At 36.6% G+C, this 17,484-nt stretch carries 18 protein-coding genes; 5 read left to right on the top strand and 13 right to left on the bottom strand.

Annotation, left to right across the window (positions count from 1 at the left end; all coding sequences use genetic code 11):
• Window positions 1–260 precede the first annotated feature (260 nt).
• The 3 genes from AC3WOM_RS09530 to AC3WOM_RS09520 are packed head-to-tail and all read right to left on the bottom strand — an operon-like array spanning window position 261 to window position 3,563.
• Window positions 261–1,811 carry a YndJ family protein gene (locus AC3WOM_RS09530; RefSeq protein ID WP_492446430.1) on the bottom strand — a complete coding sequence of 517 codons (1,551 nt, stop codon included), beginning with the start codon at window positions 1,809–1,811 and terminating at the stop codon, window positions 261–263.
• Window positions 1,780–2,391: a DUF4166 domain-containing protein gene (locus AC3WOM_RS09525; protein ID WP_492446428.1), complete on the bottom strand. Its 612-nt coding sequence runs from the start codon at window positions 2,389–2,391 to the stop codon at window positions 1,780–1,782. The genes AC3WOM_RS09530 and AC3WOM_RS09525 overlap by 32 nt, the downstream gene beginning before the upstream one ends.
• Window positions 2,388–3,563, bottom strand: a complete 1,176-nt coding sequence (locus AC3WOM_RS09520) for a DoxX-like family protein (protein ID WP_492446426.1) — start codon at window positions 3,561–3,563, stop codon at window positions 2,388–2,390. The genes AC3WOM_RS09525 and AC3WOM_RS09520 overlap by 4 nt, the downstream gene beginning before the upstream one ends.
• 678 nt (window positions 3,564–4,241) lie before the next feature.
• Here AC3WOM_RS09520 and AC3WOM_RS09515 point away from each other — a divergent pair.
• Genes AC3WOM_RS09515 through AC3WOM_RS09505 form a run of 3 tightly spaced genes read left to right on the top strand, consistent with a single transcriptional unit; the run spans window position 4,242 to window position 8,024 of the window.
• Window positions 4,242–4,736 carry a sigma-70 family RNA polymerase sigma factor gene (locus AC3WOM_RS09515; protein WP_492446424.1) on the top strand — a complete coding sequence of 165 codons (495 nt, stop codon included), beginning with the start codon at window positions 4,242–4,244 and terminating at the stop codon, window positions 4,734–4,736.
• A gap of 52 nt (window positions 4,737–4,788) precedes the next feature.
• A complete protein-coding gene (locus tag AC3WOM_RS09510) occupies window positions 4,789–5,517 on the top strand; it encodes an ABC transporter ATP-binding protein (protein ID WP_492446437.1) in 729 nt (242 codons plus the stop codon).
• Complete coding sequence (locus AC3WOM_RS09505; RefSeq protein ID WP_492446422.1) at window positions 5,517–8,024, top strand: ABC transporter permease; 2,508 nt, start codon at window positions 5,517–5,519, stop codon at window positions 8,022–8,024. The genes AC3WOM_RS09510 and AC3WOM_RS09505 overlap by 1 nt, the downstream gene beginning before the upstream one ends.
• Before the next feature lie 122 nt (window positions 8,025–8,146).
• Here the strand turns inward: AC3WOM_RS09505 and AC3WOM_RS09500 are convergent, their stop codons facing one another.
• The 8 genes from AC3WOM_RS09500 to AC3WOM_RS09465 all read right to left on the bottom strand — a co-directional run bounded on the left by AC3WOM_RS09500 (window position 8,147) and on the right by AC3WOM_RS09465 (window position 14,562).
• Window positions 8,147–8,674, bottom strand: coding sequence for a tubby C-terminal domain-like protein (locus AC3WOM_RS09500; RefSeq protein WP_492446421.1), 528 nt, complete (start codon window positions 8,672–8,674; stop codon window positions 8,147–8,149).
• A gap of 91 nt (window positions 8,675–8,765) precedes the next feature.
• The gene (locus tag AC3WOM_RS09495) at window positions 8,766–9,872 is read right to left on the bottom strand and encodes a DUF4179 domain-containing protein (protein ID WP_427538279.1); all 1,107 of its coding nucleotides are present in this window, start codon (window positions 9,870–9,872) and stop codon (window positions 8,766–8,768) included.
• Window positions 9,856–10,398, bottom strand: coding sequence for a sigma-70 family RNA polymerase sigma factor (locus tag AC3WOM_RS09490; protein ID WP_492446419.1), 543 nt, complete (start codon window positions 10,396–10,398; stop codon window positions 9,856–9,858). The genes AC3WOM_RS09495 and AC3WOM_RS09490 overlap by 17 nt, the downstream gene beginning before the upstream one ends.
• Before the next feature lie 198 nt (window positions 10,399–10,596).
• The gene (locus AC3WOM_RS09485; protein ID WP_492446417.1) at window positions 10,597–11,313 is read right to left on the bottom strand and encodes a toast rack family protein; all 717 of its coding nucleotides are present in this window, start codon (window positions 11,311–11,313) and stop codon (window positions 10,597–10,599) included.
• 117 nt (window positions 11,314–11,430) lie between these two features.
• Window positions 11,431–12,303 carry a hypothetical protein gene (locus AC3WOM_RS09480; protein WP_492446414.1) on the bottom strand — a complete coding sequence of 291 codons (873 nt, stop codon included), beginning with the start codon at window positions 12,301–12,303 and terminating at the stop codon, window positions 11,431–11,433.
• Window positions 12,287–12,820 (bottom strand): sigma-70 family RNA polymerase sigma factor, encoded by a 534-nt coding sequence (locus AC3WOM_RS09475; protein ID WP_492446413.1) that lies wholly within the window; start codon window positions 12,818–12,820, stop codon window positions 12,287–12,289. Before AC3WOM_RS09475 ends, AC3WOM_RS09480 begins: the two co-directional genes overlap by 17 nt.
• 96 nt (window positions 12,821–12,916) lie before the next feature.
• The gene (locus tag AC3WOM_RS09470) at window positions 12,917–13,288 is read right to left on the bottom strand and encodes an SRPBCC family protein (RefSeq protein WP_492446411.1); all 372 of its coding nucleotides are present in this window, start codon (window positions 13,286–13,288) and stop codon (window positions 12,917–12,919) included.
• A gap of 86 nt (window positions 13,289–13,374) precedes the next feature.
• Complete coding sequence (locus AC3WOM_RS09465) at window positions 13,375–14,562, bottom strand: MFS transporter (RefSeq protein WP_492446410.1); 1,188 nt, start codon at window positions 14,560–14,562, stop codon at window positions 13,375–13,377.
• Window positions 14,563–14,703: 141 nt separating this feature from the next.
• Here AC3WOM_RS09465 and AC3WOM_RS09460 point away from each other — a divergent pair, with 141 nt between their 5' ends.
• Window positions 14,704–15,561, top strand: a complete 858-nt coding sequence (locus tag AC3WOM_RS09460) for a LysR family transcriptional regulator (protein WP_492446409.1) — start codon at window positions 14,704–14,706, stop codon at window positions 15,559–15,561.
• Window positions 15,562–15,757: 196 nt separating this feature from the next.
• Entirely contained in the window at window positions 15,758–16,642 is an 885-nt protein-coding gene (locus AC3WOM_RS09455) for a DMT family transporter (RefSeq protein ID WP_492446408.1), read from the top strand.
• 55 nt (window positions 16,643–16,697) lie between these two features.
• Here the strand turns inward: AC3WOM_RS09455 and AC3WOM_RS09450 are convergent, their stop codons facing one another.
• Together AC3WOM_RS09450 and AC3WOM_RS09445 are read right to left on the bottom strand one after the other, a co-directional pair.
• Window positions 16,698–16,919, bottom strand: coding sequence for a helix-turn-helix domain-containing protein (locus AC3WOM_RS09450; RefSeq protein ID WP_427538253.1), 222 nt, complete (start codon window positions 16,917–16,919; stop codon window positions 16,698–16,700).
• Window positions 16,920–16,929: 10 nt separating this feature from the next.
• Window positions 16,930–17,358, bottom strand: a complete 429-nt coding sequence (locus AC3WOM_RS09445; RefSeq protein ID WP_427538405.1) for a DUF2975 domain-containing protein — start codon at window positions 17,356–17,358, stop codon at window positions 16,930–16,932.
• Window positions 17,359–17,484: the final 126 nt, after the last annotated feature.

Raw genomic sequence — 17,484 nt, 5'->3', positions numbered from 1 at the left:
TTAATTGATGATTTTCAACTAATTTTTCCATTTGTGTAGAAGAAATAGGTGAAAACCATTGTTCAAATGATGTTTTTCGTGTAAACTTATCCATGCTTATGTCCTTTATTTTGGATTTGGATGGTTAATACCGCCAAACCATTATAAAGGCTTTTTTTATGCATGGATAATATTGCGGAAAATTCAGTTTTTTGAAATACGTTGAATTATTTTAATGCGACGCTAGTGACTTTTAATAAAATAAAAATTGGCTGCTCCTGTTATTTTTTCTCGATTTGATAATCAATTTGTAAAAAGGGTAATCCAAAAAAGCGCATTTTATGAACAGCTGTTAGTATTTCATCTTTTGCAGTTATCACAAAATGTTCCTGTAAGGGCAATTGAAATAAAAATTGATGGATGGCTAAATAAATGCCTGCATTCCCATTATGAGCACTAGTTAAGTGTAAACGCCCATTCTCCTCATATAAATACAATACCCCTATCATCGTTGAAAATGGTAATGGCAGTGCAATATTCATATAGGTTGTTTGGTTTGTAGTATGCTTTGAATAAATGGCTACAAAGGTTGTTTGTTTATCGATTGCACGAATCCAGGCACGTGGGGCAGAACGCCCATCTTGCTGTTCGTCTACTTTTACAATCCTCCCTGTCATCTCTATTTGCTGGCTAGATAAGGGTAAATTTAGCTGTTGTATATAGCGACTAAAGCCTTGATAAATCAAAGCAAATGGTTTAAACCAGGCTTTCCATTTGACAGATGCCTTTAAACGATACTGTTCTGTTTGCTCATAAAAATGCGGGATTGCAGGAGGTAATGCTGTAGTATCAACAAAATCATGAAGTACATCAACTAATCCTGGATGAGGATCATTTTGCTCACGTAGTTTCCCGCGAATTTGACTAACTGGAAATTGTACAGGTTGATGACTGGTTTTAGGAACAGCGGCAGCCCACGCTAACACACCTACCGCTCCAAAGAAAACACCATTGATAACACCATGAAATTTTAGCATTTCTGGTATCCCAACAGAAAAATATCCAAGCAAATTACCTAATGCATACATGATTGACCATAAAATTGTGATACATAAAGAACCATAGGAGACACGTAATAGTAATCCTTGTATTGCAGTAAGCTTAGTTTTTAGCACAAGTATAAATAAGCTGTAAATAGCAATGATGTATAATCCCACAGAAAAAACCTCTAGTATTGTAGAGAACGTAATGCCTAGAGCAACAAGAAACGGTCCACTCCATATAACGACAAAAATCCAATTGAATAATCTGCTTTGATGAATACGTCCAAAAAGACCAATTGAAATGGCTAACAGGCAGGCTGAGTAATGAAAATGGATGGCTGTTAACCATGTAATTAATGGGGAAAAGCCTGTATCGATTTTTGCAATAAAAGCAAAAAACCAAAGTCCCCCTATAAATAAGTACATAAGTCCAAGATCAATCGAAATTTCCGCTAAATTTGTAAAGCCACGTTGTAAAAACCGATTTACCCCTTGGAGTGCTATAAACACTGTATAGAAAACATAGATAAGAGCTAGAACAATGGCTAGCCACCCTTCCGTCCACCAGTGAAGCATCGTAACTGCAACCATCATTGCGGCAATGATTACATCGCCGCCTCTAGAAATGTTCACCACCATTTTTATCATTGCAGGTATAAAAATTAGCTGTGCAATGGTAAGTAACAACATAAAGTTAGGCTGCTCGCTAAAGCAAAAACAAATAGCCGACAGCATAAAACCTAGTATTATAATAGGATTAGCCAGATTGTTGCGTAAATTCGCCAGCATACATCATCAGCCTCCCTATCAACGGATTATGGATGGACACATGAATCGTAAACACATTTCTTTTGTCATCAAAACCTTCCTCCACCACAACATGCCCCTCCAAAAATTTTGGAAGCACACACTCTAATTTGGACAAAACCAGACGTTGAAGACCTGAACGAATGACCAATCGACCTTCACGCGTCACAGAAAAGTGCAAATCAGAATAAAAAAGAGCTGGTGCACCTAAATAATCCTTTACTATTTTATTAACTAAATCCACTGTCATTCTTGCATTAAAATATCTTGTTCTCTTTGGAAAGTGGAAGGCGCGTTCCCATTCAACTTCCAGCTCACCACTTGGTAGCGTTCGACAAGTATTACAAATTGTAAACGGGATATTCTCACCTGACTCAGGGAACAGGAATTTTGTTACAGTCGCCACGGAATAAAAGGGACGTAGCCACTTTGCTCCAGATTCAATTTTATGCATAACCCCTGTCGCATAAAATGGTTGATCTACTGGCAATGCATAACGCTCTTGAAGTTTTGGATGCAGTTTTGTAAAATCCTCACCTAATATGGTTCGATAAATGGTCATATTGACTCCCCTCTTTTCCGTATGCAGCTTCTGGCACTTGGCATATCTTTACTAATTATTAAACCGACTATGGACAATACCCATAACGCTAGATTAAAAGTCACTGGATTAAATGGTGCAGCAGCTATCGTCATATCTGTAAATACAGCCCCTATTGTTAAAAGTGGAAACAGAATAATTTGCGCTACAAACAATAAGCGCTTTCCTCGTGGTAATAGCCAGCAAAGCCCGAACAAAACCTCTGCTATGCCAATCCCAATGACAATTTGGTTAGCATTACTCGAAGAAACAGCTTCTTCGTTTGGCTTTACTGTTATTTTACTCAAATTCATCTCGATTTTGCTTGATTCAGCATTTGTTTCGCTCAGCTTGTTCTCGGATTCGCTCGGCTCTAACTCAGTTTCGCTCAGCTCCACCCTACTTCCGCTCAGCTCTACCCCAATTTTGCTCGGCCCCACATCAGTTTCGCTCTGCCTCACACCAATTTCACTTGGCTCCAACTCAATTTCGCTCAGCCCCATCTCAGGCTCACTCAGTTGATGTAAATCTCTTTCTAGTATTTTCTCCATCAGCATGACCTCTGTGGGATGCTGCACAATGATTTTGGGAACAAGCCCGTGATATAACCATACAAAGCAAAAGAGGACGCTTATTAAGGTTGTTAAAAAGAATCGTCTATACTGGGAGGCAGGGTTTTCTCCCTTTTCAAGCCATCTCTTTAAAACATCGAAGCTCAACGCTGTTGCCCAGCCCATAATTGGACGAAACATAACGTCCAATAACTTTCCTAATTTTCCATAGCGAACATCATAATCATACTGTGTTAAAAATGTCAGCCCCTTTTTATGAGGGATATACTGCCAATAGCCTCTTCCCTCCGCAATAGGAGAAATTTTTTGTGGTGTCCCAAAATGCAATGAGGATGTTTTAGTACCATCCTTTTTCTGATGCTCTCCCTTACTTTCACCCCAGCCACGCACCACTACACCTGATATTACCTTTGTTTCATAGGTAAATCGCTGAGGCTCTTCCACAGATTTTTTTTCAATGTAGGTAATGGAGGTAAAACGTAGATCCCACTGCTCATGAAGCTTCGGATTTTGTGTGTAGGTCCATGCCTCCTCAATAGGTGCAAGTATATCCACCTCCACATAAATAGGCTTTTTCTTCATGCCTTACCCCTCCTTAATGATCAGCCCTATTTAGATATATGGTCCTTTACAAGTGTAGTCATTGCTTGAAGAAGCTGAGTATCTATTACAAGACTTCCTCCATTATTTTTCTTTGGGGCACTACCGTAAAATGATAGGCTGTCCCTTTTTCGAAAGAATCAATCTGCTGTCCTTGTATTCTATATCTTCTATTGTGAATCTATCATTGACTCAAGATAGTTATTTTTCTCGTCTTCTTTAAAACTAACAACCTACAATCGCTAATCATATTAACTCTTTTAATTTGTTCATTCACTTTTTATGGATCGTTTTTTATGTAGACGCTAATATTAATTTTTTCATCATCGTCAAGACTATCCTCCATTTTCAAATCGATTTATACTACTATTAACATTATAGCAGTAAATTGATTTATCACCATAAACTGGACGGTATTATCAAATTTGGCTCTTCACCATAACTTGTGGTTGACTTCCGCTCCAGTCAACTACTATTACGATTAAAAATGTCAACCACATCTTGTGGTGATGAACCTCAAATTTACTATTTTTTAAAAAACTTGAATCGAAATGGGCGTTCGCGAAGTCTAATGGGTGGAAGGAGGCGATTTTCATTACTACACAGCGCGTTTCACTAGTAGAGTTAGCTCAAAACGGAGATGAGCAAGCATTTTATCAGTTGATTGAACAGGAGCAGCATAAACTTTATCGCATGGCTTATGTCTATGTACAAAATGAAAATGACGCCGTAGAGGTTTTCCAGCAAACAATCATTCGTGCCTATGAGGGACTGTCTCAGTTAAAGGAGCCACACTATTTTTCAACCTGGCTAACGCGCATTATTATTAATGTTTGTAAAACCTATATAGCAAAGAAAAATTCGATACAACTTGTCGAACCACATACTTTAGAGGATTTTACTAGTACAACACCTACATATATTGAGGAGGAGCTGGATCTTTGGCATTCTCTCTGTAAGCTTGAGGAAAAATATAAAACCGTTCTGCTACTTCGTTTTTATCAGGACTACTCAGTAAAAGATATTGCTACAATTTTACAATACCCAGAAGGCACTGTAAAAACAAATATACGACGCGGCTTACAGGCTTTACGACAACAATTAAAGGGGGCATATATAGATGAATGGGTGCAATCCGTTGAAAGAGGTCATTAATACGATTCCAATACCTGAGGGACGATTAAAAGAAGTGTTACGTGTTGAAGGGATGTCCAAAGTCTTTCGACAAAAGCATCATACAGTACAAGCATTGAAAAATATCCATTGTACCATCTATCAAGGCGAAATGGTGGCTATTATGGGGACAAGTGGTTCTGGTAAAAGTACATTACTGAACATGATTAGCGCCATCGATGAGCCAACTGAAGGTGCGCTATTTTTATTTGGCAAGGAAGCACATGATATTTATCAGGAGCCAAATGCATCGAAATTTCGCAAAGAAAATATCGGTTTTATTTTTCAATCCTTCCATCTGTTAAAAGATTTATCAGTTGAAGATAATATCGCACTTCCACTTATCCTCAATGACCTGCCAAGTAAAGACATAAAAGTGCGCGTACAGCACATGATGGAAAAGCTTAATATTGCCGCATGGGCAAAGCATCGACCAAGTGAGCTGTCAGGGGGGCAAAAGCAACGAGTCGCTATAGCTCGTGCCGTTATAGCAAATCCTCCAATTCTGCTGGCAGATGAGCCGACTGGTGCACTGGACGTGAATACGACGGATGAAATTTTAGAGCTTTTAGTAGATTTGCAAAAAAATATGAATCAAACGATATTACTCGTCACACATGATCCTTATGTCGCAACCTACGCGAATCGTGTATTATTCTTCCATGATGGGGCCATTGTGGATTCCTATCAGAATCAGCAAACGGCAGAGGATTTGGATTGTATTTTAGCGAAGTTCAAGCTCATTACTAGAGGTGATCTTTAATGTTTACGATGCGTAGCATTGCCGTGAAGCTATTTCGTGCAGCTTGGTCAAATGTATTAACGAGTATTAGTATTATCACGATTTCTATTTGTCTTGTGATGACAATGAGTGTTTATATATGGAATGCAAACACACAAATGAAGGAAGAAATTCAAGCACTGTTAGGTGAAATGGATTTGATGGTGGGTTATAATCCTGAGCAAAATAAGCTATTAACAAAGAGCCAAATTGAAAGTTTCGAAGAAATCTATGGTGTGACAAAAGTGTCAAGTGTATCTCTAGCTCATACAATCATTGAAAATGAAAAAAGCACAAGTTTTTATACGGTTGGCGTTGAAAATGATGTATTAGTAAAAAGCCGCTATCATTTTACTGTTAATCTTGGTCCAAAAGATGTTGTCATTACTGAAAATGTGGCACGCCTCTTTAAGAAAGAGGTTGGCGATACGCTAAACATTACTTTCAATAAAACAATTGGAGATGAAATTGAAGCAGACATAGTCAACTTTACGATACAAGAAATTCTTCCAGCTTTGAAAGGTACAGATAGCCCTAATATGATTCTTCTGCAAAATGAAGTCCTAAAAACATGGATGAATTATAGTGACGAACAAACCGCTGGTCAGTTTGCCTTATTTAAAACAGAAAATAATATGGCAACCTCTGTAGGTATGGAATTAAAGCTGCTTGATGAAACTTTACGTGTTGATATTATGAGTGAATATAATGAATTTAAGAAAAATTTCCAGGCTTTAATGATTTTTATGATTGTCCTGTCATTCTTTATCTTACTTATTTCAAGTGTCCTATTGCTGTCAACGTTCCAGCTGTTATTTTACAAAATTAAAGAACAGTTAATGGTATTAAGAGCACTCGGTGCCTCCACAAAACAAGTACGAACTATTGTACAATTGCAGCTATCTTCCATTGTCATTTTTGGTGTGTTGCTCGGCACTACTGTCAGCTTGCTCGTTATTAAAAGTTGGTTACCACAATTGATTATCTTAATGAAATTACCAAGCGCACGAACAGATCTACCAATTATTTTTGTACTCATCATAGCCGTGTCGAGTTTTTTAATTCTACAATTCATAACTCAGTGGCAGGTTAGAAAAAGTGCAAGTCTATTGCCTTTACAAATTGCAACAGAGAACGAAACATTAAGTCTGCGCTGGACAAAATGGAAAACAATCGTCGTGAGTGGCGTTATAGTTATATCCCTATTTTTATTTTTAAATGCACAATTTACAGATACAGATAGCGGTAAAAGTGCCTTATTATTTTTAATAGCGACACTACTACTTTGTGGGATATTGCTGTTTATCATGCCATACCTGTTTACAGTATTATTAAATATTTCATTAAAGCCTATACGGGCAGTTTTTGGCAAAGAAGCTTATTTAGCTTGTCAGCAGCTTATGCCACAAGTGCGTAAAAATATGCCAATTGTTCTAAGTATTATTGGATTAATGGTTATTTTGGTATTTGGTAGCTCATTATTTAAATCTGTTCAACAAACTTCCTATCAATATATTAATTCTCAATATGAAGCTTCCATTAAAATTGATAATGAATTATATGATCCAACCTTTAAATCTGATTTGGTTAAAGAAATTGAATCATTGCCGAGCGTGACCTATGCCTATGCTAAGAGTGATAATCCTTTTATTGCATTGCAGCTCGAGAATGAATGGATACCAGAAAACTATACAACCGTGGATTTCGAAAAATATACTCAATTGGGGAAGCTTAATAAAATTAACGGTAATTACAAAGATGGGGTCTTAATAGCTGAGAAATTTGCTAAAAAGCACCATCTATCTGTAGGTGACAGTTTAACAATTGGTAAATTTGATTATACACTGCAGCAATATATCACTTCTGGTCAATTGCAGATTATCGGTATTATTGATTCACCCATTCAGCATGTAAATTTAGTGATGGACTGGTCATCTACTTTGATAGAGATTGATAAACCCATAGTGACAACTATTATGGTAGAAGCTGATAATACTGAACAGGCTCTAGCTGACCTTGCCTATTTACAAGAACGATGGCCGGCATTGAAATTAACGGATAAAGAGTCAATTATTCTACAGAATGAAGAAATGACCTTCCAGCGCTGGAGTCTATTTGTTGGTGTCTTTGTGATTTTAATTGCTGCTACTTGTCTTGGTGTATTACAGACATTGCTGCATACCATTTATGCCAAACGTAGTGATTATGCCATTCAGCGACTTATTGGTCTTTCTCCAAATGGACTAATAAAGCTGATTTTGACACAAGTGCTGTCATTTGTATTGTATGGACTGGCAGTTGGCACCATTATTGGCTTAGTGTTGACAAGATTGCTGGGCTTTATTGATGAGGGCTCAACAATCTATTATGATTTCTTTACTTTAGGTATGACGAGTCTCGTCTTTTTAGGTGCAACATTTGTTGTGTTCACTTTACAAGGTTACTGGATTAGTCGCAGAAAATTAGCAAATGAAATGATAGAAATGTAAAATGAAAGCAGACCCTCAACTGATTGAAGGGTCTGCTTCATTTATCACGACCATTTTAAAGTTTATCACCCTATAATTTAGATTTATCGCCCAACTTTTCATTTTATCGATATCTACCACATTTACGCTCCTACAAACAACACAGCCTGTCCAATCGCTATAAAAAAGGCTTCATGCTGAATCGGACTAGCGTCTTCAATTTGAAGCATTATATCAAAATGCGTTTCCTGAAAAACTGCCTGCCAGCGCGCAATGAGTTGATCTTCAAGAGAAAATACTGACCAATCCTCCATTTCCTTGTTCAGTTTTATTTTTTTGGCGCCGCCATCTGTAATGATCAAATCAGGAAGCATGATTTGCCAGCCATCATAGGCAATCATATATTCTTTGCCTGTGACAAAATCCTTTCCTTGAAAATGCACGCGCCCACGACGGGACACCTTTTTGCATGTGAAAAGAGGCTGATCAGCGACATCACTGACATCAAAGCGTACAAAATAGCGATAGTCCATTGTACGGTCAAACGCTTTTTTCAATCCATTCGTATAAATACGTTGAACCGTAGAGGATACTTCCCCTGCATCATTAAATATAGCTATTTTTTCTGTTGATTCAATTGCTGCTGGCTGCTTATATGTATAAATTTTCAATACTTTCGCTCCTTCAAAACCAATGCTTCCTTAAAGCTAACATAAAATAAGCGCCACATACAAAGAATCTATGGGCGCTACTGTGATTATTTTATTGTGAAGGTACTTCTATTGTAAACGACTGGAATTTCACTTCTTTTAGCGATGACCCATCAAATGGAATTTCTGTTTCTGTACCATCTTCATTCATTTGCACACCACCTCCGCCTGTGGGAAGACTTAAATATGGCGTAACGATTAATTTTTGAACGTCTATTGAAATTGGATCAAAATTCTTCGTGCTACTAAATTTCCATTTATCATCTTCGAATTGCCCTTTTCCAGCTCCCGAGTATGAAGTGACCTCCTTACCATTTTCATCTGTAATATGGAATTCCATAAATGCTGAGCTCACTTGCGGGTTATCTATTGTTCCCTTTTCAATAGCTTGATAGTCCAGTGCAATACCTGTAGGACTTATTGACATTTTGGATACCTCCAGTTGAATGTTATCTACTATCTCCTGATGATTTACAGGAACATATACTATGTCAGTTATCTTTTTAATTGGTGTTGTAAACTTCCATTTCTCACCTTTTTCTCCTTCTAACGTAAGACCCATTTCAAAGGAATCAGGCATGTTGTCAATTTGTTTAACATCAAAGGTACTAATTGCTGTTCTAGTTGTAGGGCTTATAATTTTCTCAGAATAGCTTCCGCCACCTATAATTGGTTGTTCTCCATTAATCGTAAAATCCATTCCTGCTCCGAAATAGAGTTCGTTCAATTCTTGTTCAGATTCAATTGTCATTCCAACTGTTATCCGTGATTCATCATAGAGTACTTCATCTACCGTCACAGAAATACCATTAATTGTATGCTTTTCTCCAATAGTGCTTGTTAGCCCTAGTTCACTTGCTTGCTTTAGCCCAAGTACACCCGAGTCACTGAATACAGACCCAACAATCGGTAGCTTTGATAATGTATTTGCGAATGTTGGTGATACATATGCAGCGGAACCAACCATAATACTAAACGCAGCTGCGGCACTTGCTACATATAGTAATGGTTTACGTTTACTTTTTCTATTAATTTGTAAAGGTGTTTGTCTCATATTTGTTTGCTCCTCTGCTTGTTGTATGCCCTTTGTAATTGCTGCACGTACCTCATCTCTTGGGAATGCTGGAAGATTTCCATTTTCATTAAATGACTTTTTCATTGAACGTTGCACTCCTTTCTAATTCTCGCTTTAATTGTTTTTTTCCACGATGTAAATATGTTTTAATCGTGCTAACAGGCTTTTCCATTACTTCTGAAATTTCTTTCATCGGCAAATCATGATAATAAAATAAAATAATGGCCATTTGCTGAGAATGATTTAATTGCTTTATGGCTTCCGGTAAGTCGATTGGATTCACAATGACATTTTCTTCATGTTGTAAACGATTTAATAATTCACTTTCTTCGTAAGGAATCATTTTTTGCCCTTTTTTTAGTAAGCGGTAGCATTCATGGATTAAAATGCGAAATAACCATGTGGAGAAAAATTCCGGTTGCTTTAGTTGGTGAACACTTATATAGGCTTTACAGGCTGCCTCTTGAATCGCATCCAGTGCATCTTCTTTTTGGCCAACATAAGAAAGCGCGGTATAAAATAGCTTTTCTTCCTCTAAAATGAGTAGCTGCTCAAACGCTTCCTTATTCCCTGCAATAGCCTGTTTGACGATAGCAATATCATGTTCCATGCTGCTTCCCTCCTTTCAATACTTAGAGTCATTCACTAACGCAAAAGGTTTCACTTTCATCGATTTCTTTTTTTCTTTCCGTCTATTTGCCTTTTCTATCGATCAGTATGGTTCTTCTATCCGTCACTTTGATGCTTCTATCCATCTCTTTTCAGCAAAAAAAGTAGACTACTTCATCTAAAGTAGCCTACTAAACTTCTATTTATCCAATTTAAAGGTTATATCGCCAACACCGATTTCCGAGTTGACTTCTAATACAACATCAGCATTTTCATAAGCTTCATTCACATAAACACCTTTGCCTTTTGAAATTAAGCCTTCTATGCTTGAAGAACCTATCCCTTCTTCTGTTGTTAGTTTTACCCCAACCGTTGATGGTAAAATGACAGTAGCTGCACCAACGCCTGTTTCAATGTTCGTTTCGAAGCTTTTCTTCCAATCGCCACTTAAATCTACCAGTAATTCACCAACGCCTGTTTCTATATCTAAATTTTCAAGCTGTAGGCCTCGTAAATCAAGCTCTGCTGTTGAAGCACCTGTTTCAATAGAGAGATCTATTGGAATATCCTCATTTAGTTCAATATCCCATGTATTTTTCATTTTTCCAAGACGAATGTTCGTTGAGCCTTTATGTTCAATCTCTACAGTTCCTGTTTTACCTTGTAGATCATAATGTACCTGTGGCGCCAATTTTTTAATATTATATTGAGCGGTACCTTCAACCCAATCCTTGGCGCCTTTTTTAACAATCAATTCTCCTACACCAAGATTGATATCAACCTCTAACTTTTTTGCTTTATCCTTCTCTACAAGAATCGTATCATCTCTGGTCTTTTCTGGGAAAACTGAGTAGCATCCCGATAAAAGCAATAACGAAGCACCCATCATTACACCAATTCCAATTATTTTTTTCAATTTTATTTCCTCCCACTATATAATTTACCAATAAATTCATTATATAGGAATACAAAATAATAAAAACGACCCTCCGCTTTAAATTCGTCTAAGACCTGAGACGTAGTAAAGACTCATTCAATATGAGAAAATATCTAAAGATTTGTAGGGAGAAAATTTATTTCCATCATGATCATAAGCATCAATTATTAGCTGTGAAGGAGTTACGGTTGCCTCCAATTCCACTGGCACTAATTGTGCACCATTTGAATCAATGGCTATCTCCATACGCTTTGATCCAGTGTTTATTACTAATTTTTCGATATGATGATTTGCCAATAAAGGTAAAACAATAAAATGGTTTTCTCGAAAATAAATGATATTCATATAATCTAATTCACTTTGTATATTAAATTCTAATGCATACCCTTTCCCATCATGCTTGAAGATTGAAATACCCTTTATATTATCCCTTGAAAAGTAGCCTATTCTATAAGGGGGTATCGTTAATGTGTCATGCATTGTCATGGTATTGGGTTGGAATGGACCCCAGTGAATTGCCTGTTGAATTTCCGCTTCATTTTGTACGTAAACACGATCACCAATTCGTTCAGACATATTTCCCAAAATGGCAATAATGATAATGATAAATAGTAGTAATCGCCAATACCATTTTTTCATGATTGCCAATAAAGCAAGGATGGATAATATGAAGCTCGAAAATAATCCGACTACCATCCATGGTCGTTGTAATGCAGTATAATCTTTCACCACACCAGACTTTTCTGGATAAATAACCGCTGATGCGGACTGTATAACATTATCATGTTGTTCAAGCATTGTCTTCAAGCCGAACAACAGACATCCTGTAATGAAGATTGTAAGAATAACAGGCATAAACGACTTTCTAGTTGTTTTTTCATTGATTTTTTGAAAGGTTTTCAGCTGTTGCTCCTGAGAAAATGTAGCATCCTTATACAAATTGTTCATGGCACTACGAATCTGATCCATATTCAAATCCCTCCTCCATAAGCGTGATTCCTACCATTTGACGCGCTCGCCTTAATCTTGTCTTAACGGTATTTTCAGGTAGCTTTAACAGATTCGCAATTTCCTTTAACGAAAACTCAGCAAAATGAAATAATAGTAGTACATCTTTATATTTAATAGGCAGTTGCTCGATGGATGCAACAAGCATTGCCTCTGCTTCATTTTCAAGTACTTCCCTCTCTGGATTATCGGAAAGGCTTATGAATTTGCCCCAAAAATCAATAACTTGAATTTTTTTATAGCGCCAGCTTGAAAGATAACTATGACAATTATTAATGGCTATACGATATAAATAGGTTTTAACAGAGGCTTCCTCTCGAAATTGCTCCATTCTTTCGTAATATTTAACGAATGTATCTTGAACTAAGTCCTCCGCCACGGTCCAATTTTTCACATATGTATAACATATGCGCAATAAATAATCGCCATAAGTTGTCATAGCACGAGATAGATGAGCATCTTTTTGCTCTTTTATCACCTTTATCATCCTCCCTCGCTCAACTTTCTTGAGAAGCATTTATAGTTAGACCCTCGACTAACGAAAAAGTTTCATGAAACTTTAAAAGTCTATTATTTAATTTCCTTCCACTAAAGCTTTTAAGTTGGCGAGTGATGCCTCATAGCCACTCATATTAAACGCAACAGTAGTACCATTTTGTGCTTCCTCTAATAAAATAGCAATCAAGGTTTCTTTTATATCTAAATAAAACGAAAATTCCTGATTCTGTAATACATTTTCAATCGTTAATATCACCGGTAATTTTTCAGTTAGTCCATTATGAGTATTTGGCATTAATGTGAAGATTATTTTTTCACCGGCCGCCAATGATGAAATCTCCCATGTAGAGTCTGGAGCATACCATTGTGACAACTGCTCTTCTTCAGTAATAGCTTGCCATACCTTATCAATACTTGCATCAATCCAAATCGAACTATTTTCTTTCATTTCATGACGCCTCCATTTACAGCACATTCTTTTTCCCACTATTTTATCCCATTAATGGAATGGATAACACCTAAAAGTTATCCCGATTAATCACAAGTTTTTTTGGTAAACCTATATAAATTCAATGCACCGAGAGCAACGATTACTGCTATACTGTCCATTGCTAACTGATAACTAGATAAAATAGTGACCAAAAAGCCGTATAAGGATGGTGCAATCACAATAAATAATTGATTGATGGTTAAAGCTGCACTCACAGTTAAGCCAACATAATGTGGATTGGATTTCTCTGTCACACATGTGATGAACAAAGAATACCAGCCTAGTGCTATAAATCCGAATAAAAAACTATAAATAATCATTAAGTTCTTTAAAGGAAGAGCCAGTGGTAAACTTATGGTAAATATCACCGTGCTCAGCATCACTAAAATTAATAATTGTTCACGCTTTTGTGCAAATTGGTCACTAATCCACGCAAGTCCTACTCTCCCTACCATCCCACCAAGCAAAACAAGGCTTAAGTATATACCTGCCTCTGTTAATGAATAATGCCCTTCCTTATGTAAATATCCCATGAAATGGGCGATAAGAACCATTTGTAAGGTCATCATTACGATTCCTACTATATAAATCGGATATAAGTCTTTATTATTTTTTATGGCCTTGATCTTATCACTAAACGTATAAGACGAGCTTGCCATTTCTATACGATTTTTAGGTTCTTGATATATCAGTAAAAATAATAGACCACCGGCTATTGCCACAATGCCTTGCATAATGTGAACCGAGGATAGAGAAAAATGATTGTACATATATGTTAGAAATGCCGATGCTAAGGCACCACCGATTGGAATGCCTGTTTGACGAATTCCAATCGCCAGCCCTCGATGCTTGTCTGGAAACCATTTTACAATGGCTGTACTACCTCCAGTTTGTGCACTGCCATACCAGATTCCAACAACTACTAATACAAGTAATAATGTCGTATAATTGTTGACGGAGACAAGTAGCAATGCTGATAGCCCTAATAAAATAGAGCCCCAACCAATTATATGCTTTTCTCCCTTTTTATCCATGATATAGCCAAAAACAAGCATTGAGAAAATGGGACCTATATTAACGGCTGAAACAATCAGCCCTGTTTCAAAAGATGATAAATTCCATTCAATTTGATAAAACGTAGCAATTGGTCCCATGCCATATGTGACAAATGTTGCCGCTGTTTGAGAAAGTGTAGCCACTAGTAAGATAACCCATTTATAATAAGTATTCATAAAACCCTCCAAAAGCATTACACTGTTTTATTTGTGCAGTATAATTTTATTTACCTAGAGTTTACGCTCGTCACTTACGTGCGTAAAATAGAGGAAAATGATAGGGCTATCAAAATATTTAATAGGTGTGTGACAACAGACATGAATATAGAAGAAATCGCCTTAAAAATTGAGCTATTGGAAAGGCAGAATTTAAGTAAATCCGCTGAAATGACGAATTACACACAATCAGCATTAACATCAAAAGTGAAGAAAATGGAGGCGGAAATTGGGCAAGAGGTTTTTAAACGAACAACGCAAGGCTTAAAAATTACCGATGTGGGAAATCAATATTTACATTTTTTAAAGCTGGTTGCACAAGAATATGAGGAGTTTTTACAAGCTATTGGATCAACTCATACAACCATCCACTTCGGCACTTCTCATACTACGATCAAAATTTATGGTGCACCCATTATGAGCGCTCTCCAGACCAATAATAGTTTGATTGATGTAGATTTTACAGTTGAATCCAGTACATCTTTAAATCAAAAAGTACACAATACTGAGATGGATTGTGCACTAACGAGTAATCCAATTAAACATTATCCGAACTTAAACTATGACCTGATTGCGACGGAAACATTTGAAGTGATTTCAAATAATAAGCAGCTGATTGATTTTCAGCAACGTACACCTGTTACATTGCTTGTGCTTAGTAAAGGCTGTATGTATTCACATGCAATGGTGGAATGGCTAAAAAACGAGCAAATTCCTTTTACAATCAAAGAAATTAAATCGGTCAGCAGTATTCTCGATTTTCTACAAATAGACAATACAATCGCTGTATTAAATACAAAATTAATTCATCTTTATAATTATTCAAACATTCACTTTTACGATTTAAAAAAGCTAAATAAAGTTATTGAAACTGTTTTTATTTATAAAAAAAATAATCAACAGTACTCACCCATTTTTCAATTAAAAAAGATTATTGAGTCATTACTTGAAGTTAGTTGAAAATTGCAAGGGCATAACTCATGCTATGCTCTTGCAATTGTTTTATTATCTTAATGACATGGCACCATTAGTATATAAGTATTCTAAACTTTTATTTGTACTGATGATGCCATTCTATTCTAAAAATGCTAGGTTATTTGCTTACCATACACTATAATGAATTTGGCATAACAATTACTACATAGGAGTACACACCATGAGATCTTTATTATCTTCCTACATCGCTTTATTCTTTGCAGTGTTTGCGTTATCTACCTCAGCTATTTTTGTCAAACTAGCTGATGCACCACCAGCCATTACTGCATTTTATCGGCTATTTTTTGCTATGCTTATGCTAGCACCCTTTTTAATATTTAATAAGCGTTTACGTCATGAACTTGTCACCCTGACTAAAAAGCAATGGGGACTTGGCATTACTTCTGGTTTATTTTTAGCATGTCATTATGTACTATGGTTTGCCTCATTAGAATACACATCTGTAGCTAGTTCGACAGTCATTGTAACACTACAGCCTTTATTTTCCTTAGTTGGCGGCTATTTTTTATTTAAAGAGCGCTTCTCAAAAGGTGCCGTTGTTGGATGCTTTGTAGCGATTATTGGTTGCTTCATTATTGGTTGGCAGGATTTCCAAATTAGTGGTAAGGCACTTTACGGTGATATTTTGGCCTTTATCGCAGCGGGCATTATTACCGCTTACTTTTTTATCGGACAATCGGTGAGGAAGGATTTATCACTTGTTCCTTATTCTATTGTAGGCTATGGTAGTAGTTCTATATTTTTGGCTGTTTATGCACTCATCATGCAGGAACCTTTTTTCCCTTATTCAGCCGATACATGGTGGGCACTTTTGGGGCTGGCTTTTATCGCAACAATTTTAGGTCAGACGATCTTTAATTGGCTGTTGAAATGGCTGAACACAACAATCATCTCCATGAGTATTTTAGGAGAAACGATTGGCACATGTATCCTCGCCTATTTTATTTTAGATGAAATGATCTCTCTCCAGCAGGCTATAGGGATTGTAGTGATACTCATTGGACTAGCTATCTTTTTAATGCAGCAACGAAAGCCACATGCATAGCTAATTGAATCACACACTAAAGAGCTTGGTTTTTGACCAAGCTCTTCTTAGGTAATTATTCTTGAATATCTTCATTACGTCTGTATTCTAAAATATCACCTGGCTGACATTCCAAAGCCTCACAAATCGCCTCTAAAGTTGAAAATCGAATCGCCTTTGCTTTACCATTTTTCAAGATAGATAAATTCGCCATCGTGATGCCAACCTTTTCTGAAAGCTCTGTTACGCTCATTTTCCGTTTAGCTAGCATTACATCAATATTAATTATCATCGCCATAATCGTCACCTCAAACCGTTAAATCATTTTCAGATTTGATATCGATGGCATTTTTCAAGAGCTTTTGAAGCACAGCAGCAAAGACCGCCACGATAAAGGAAGCAAAAATAATGACCATACCGATGATAATAAGCCCAGGAGCATCATCTACTTCCGCAACATAGTATATCATTGGCATGCCTACCAAGTATAGACTACTAATAATGATTGCACAGTATTTGATATTTATTAAAGCTTTGACTGATCGTTCTGAAAAAGCAATATTTTGATCAATATAGCTTAAAAGTTTGATAGTCATATACAGGGCAACAAAATAAGCAATGGCCGTTGCATAGACAGCAATGACAGCGAATAAAGTTGCTTTTGGAAAATGCTGTGCTGCTTTCATAGCAACTCTAGGCACCACAAATATACATAAGGAAAGAACCGGCAATCCCATTAGAAAAACAGCAATCTTTAAAAAGAGTGTTTCACGTTTCAAAAAATACACCTCATCACGGATTTATTGTAAGTTTGATTGTAGCACCACTTTTATCGTTTTACAATAAATCATTATCGATTTTGA

The organism is Lysinibacillus sp. FW301-JW8 (assembly GCF_058788755.1).
This window is presented reverse-complemented; position numbering and strand designations above follow the sequence as displayed.

Coding starts and splice junctions, on each gene's coding strand:
- AC3WOM_RS09530 (WP_492446430.1), bottom strand. CDS start 1,811: ATGCTGGCGAATTTACGCAACAATCTGGCTAATCCTATTATAATACTA.
- AC3WOM_RS09525 (WP_492446428.1), bottom strand. CDS start 2,391: ATGACCATTTATCGAACCATATTAGGTGAGGATTTTACAAAACTGCAT.
- AC3WOM_RS09520 (WP_492446426.1), bottom strand. CDS start 3,563: ATGAAGAAAAAGCCTATTTATGTGGAGGTGGATATACTTGCACCTATT.
- AC3WOM_RS09510 (WP_492446437.1), top strand. CDS start 4,789: ATGTCCAAAGTCTTTCGACAAAAGCATCATACAGTACAAGCATTGAAA.
- AC3WOM_RS09505 (WP_492446422.1), top strand. CDS start 5,517: ATGTTTACGATGCGTAGCATTGCCGTGAAGCTATTTCGTGCAGCTTGG.
- AC3WOM_RS09495 (WP_427538279.1), bottom strand. CDS start 9,872: ATGAAAAAGTCATTTAATGAAAATGGAAATCTTCCAGCATTCCCAAGA.
- AC3WOM_RS09490 (WP_492446419.1), bottom strand. CDS start 10,398: ATGGAACATGATATTGCTATCGTCAAACAGGCTATTGCAGGGAATAAG.
- AC3WOM_RS09480 (WP_492446414.1), bottom strand. CDS start 12,303: ATGGATCAGATTCGTAGTGCCATGAACAATTTGTATAAGGATGCTACA.
- AC3WOM_RS09470 (WP_492446411.1), bottom strand. CDS start 13,288: ATGAAAGAAAATAGTTCGATTTGGATTGATGCAAGTATTGATAAGGTA.
- AC3WOM_RS09465 (WP_492446410.1), bottom strand. CDS start 14,562: ATGAATACTTATTATAAATGGGTTATCTTACTAGTGGCTACACTTTCT.
- AC3WOM_RS09460 (WP_492446409.1), top strand. CDS start 14,704: ATGAATATAGAAGAAATCGCCTTAAAAATTGAGCTATTGGAAAGGCAG.
- AC3WOM_RS09455 (WP_492446408.1), top strand. CDS start 15,758: ATGAGATCTTTATTATCTTCCTACATCGCTTTATTCTTTGCAGTGTTT.
- AC3WOM_RS09450 (WP_427538253.1), bottom strand. CDS start 16,919: ATGGCGATGATAATTAATATTGATGTAATGCTAGCTAAACGGAAAATG.
- AC3WOM_RS09445 (WP_427538405.1), bottom strand. CDS start 17,358: ATGGGATTGCCGGTTCTTTCCTTATGTATATTTGTGGTGCCTAGAGTT.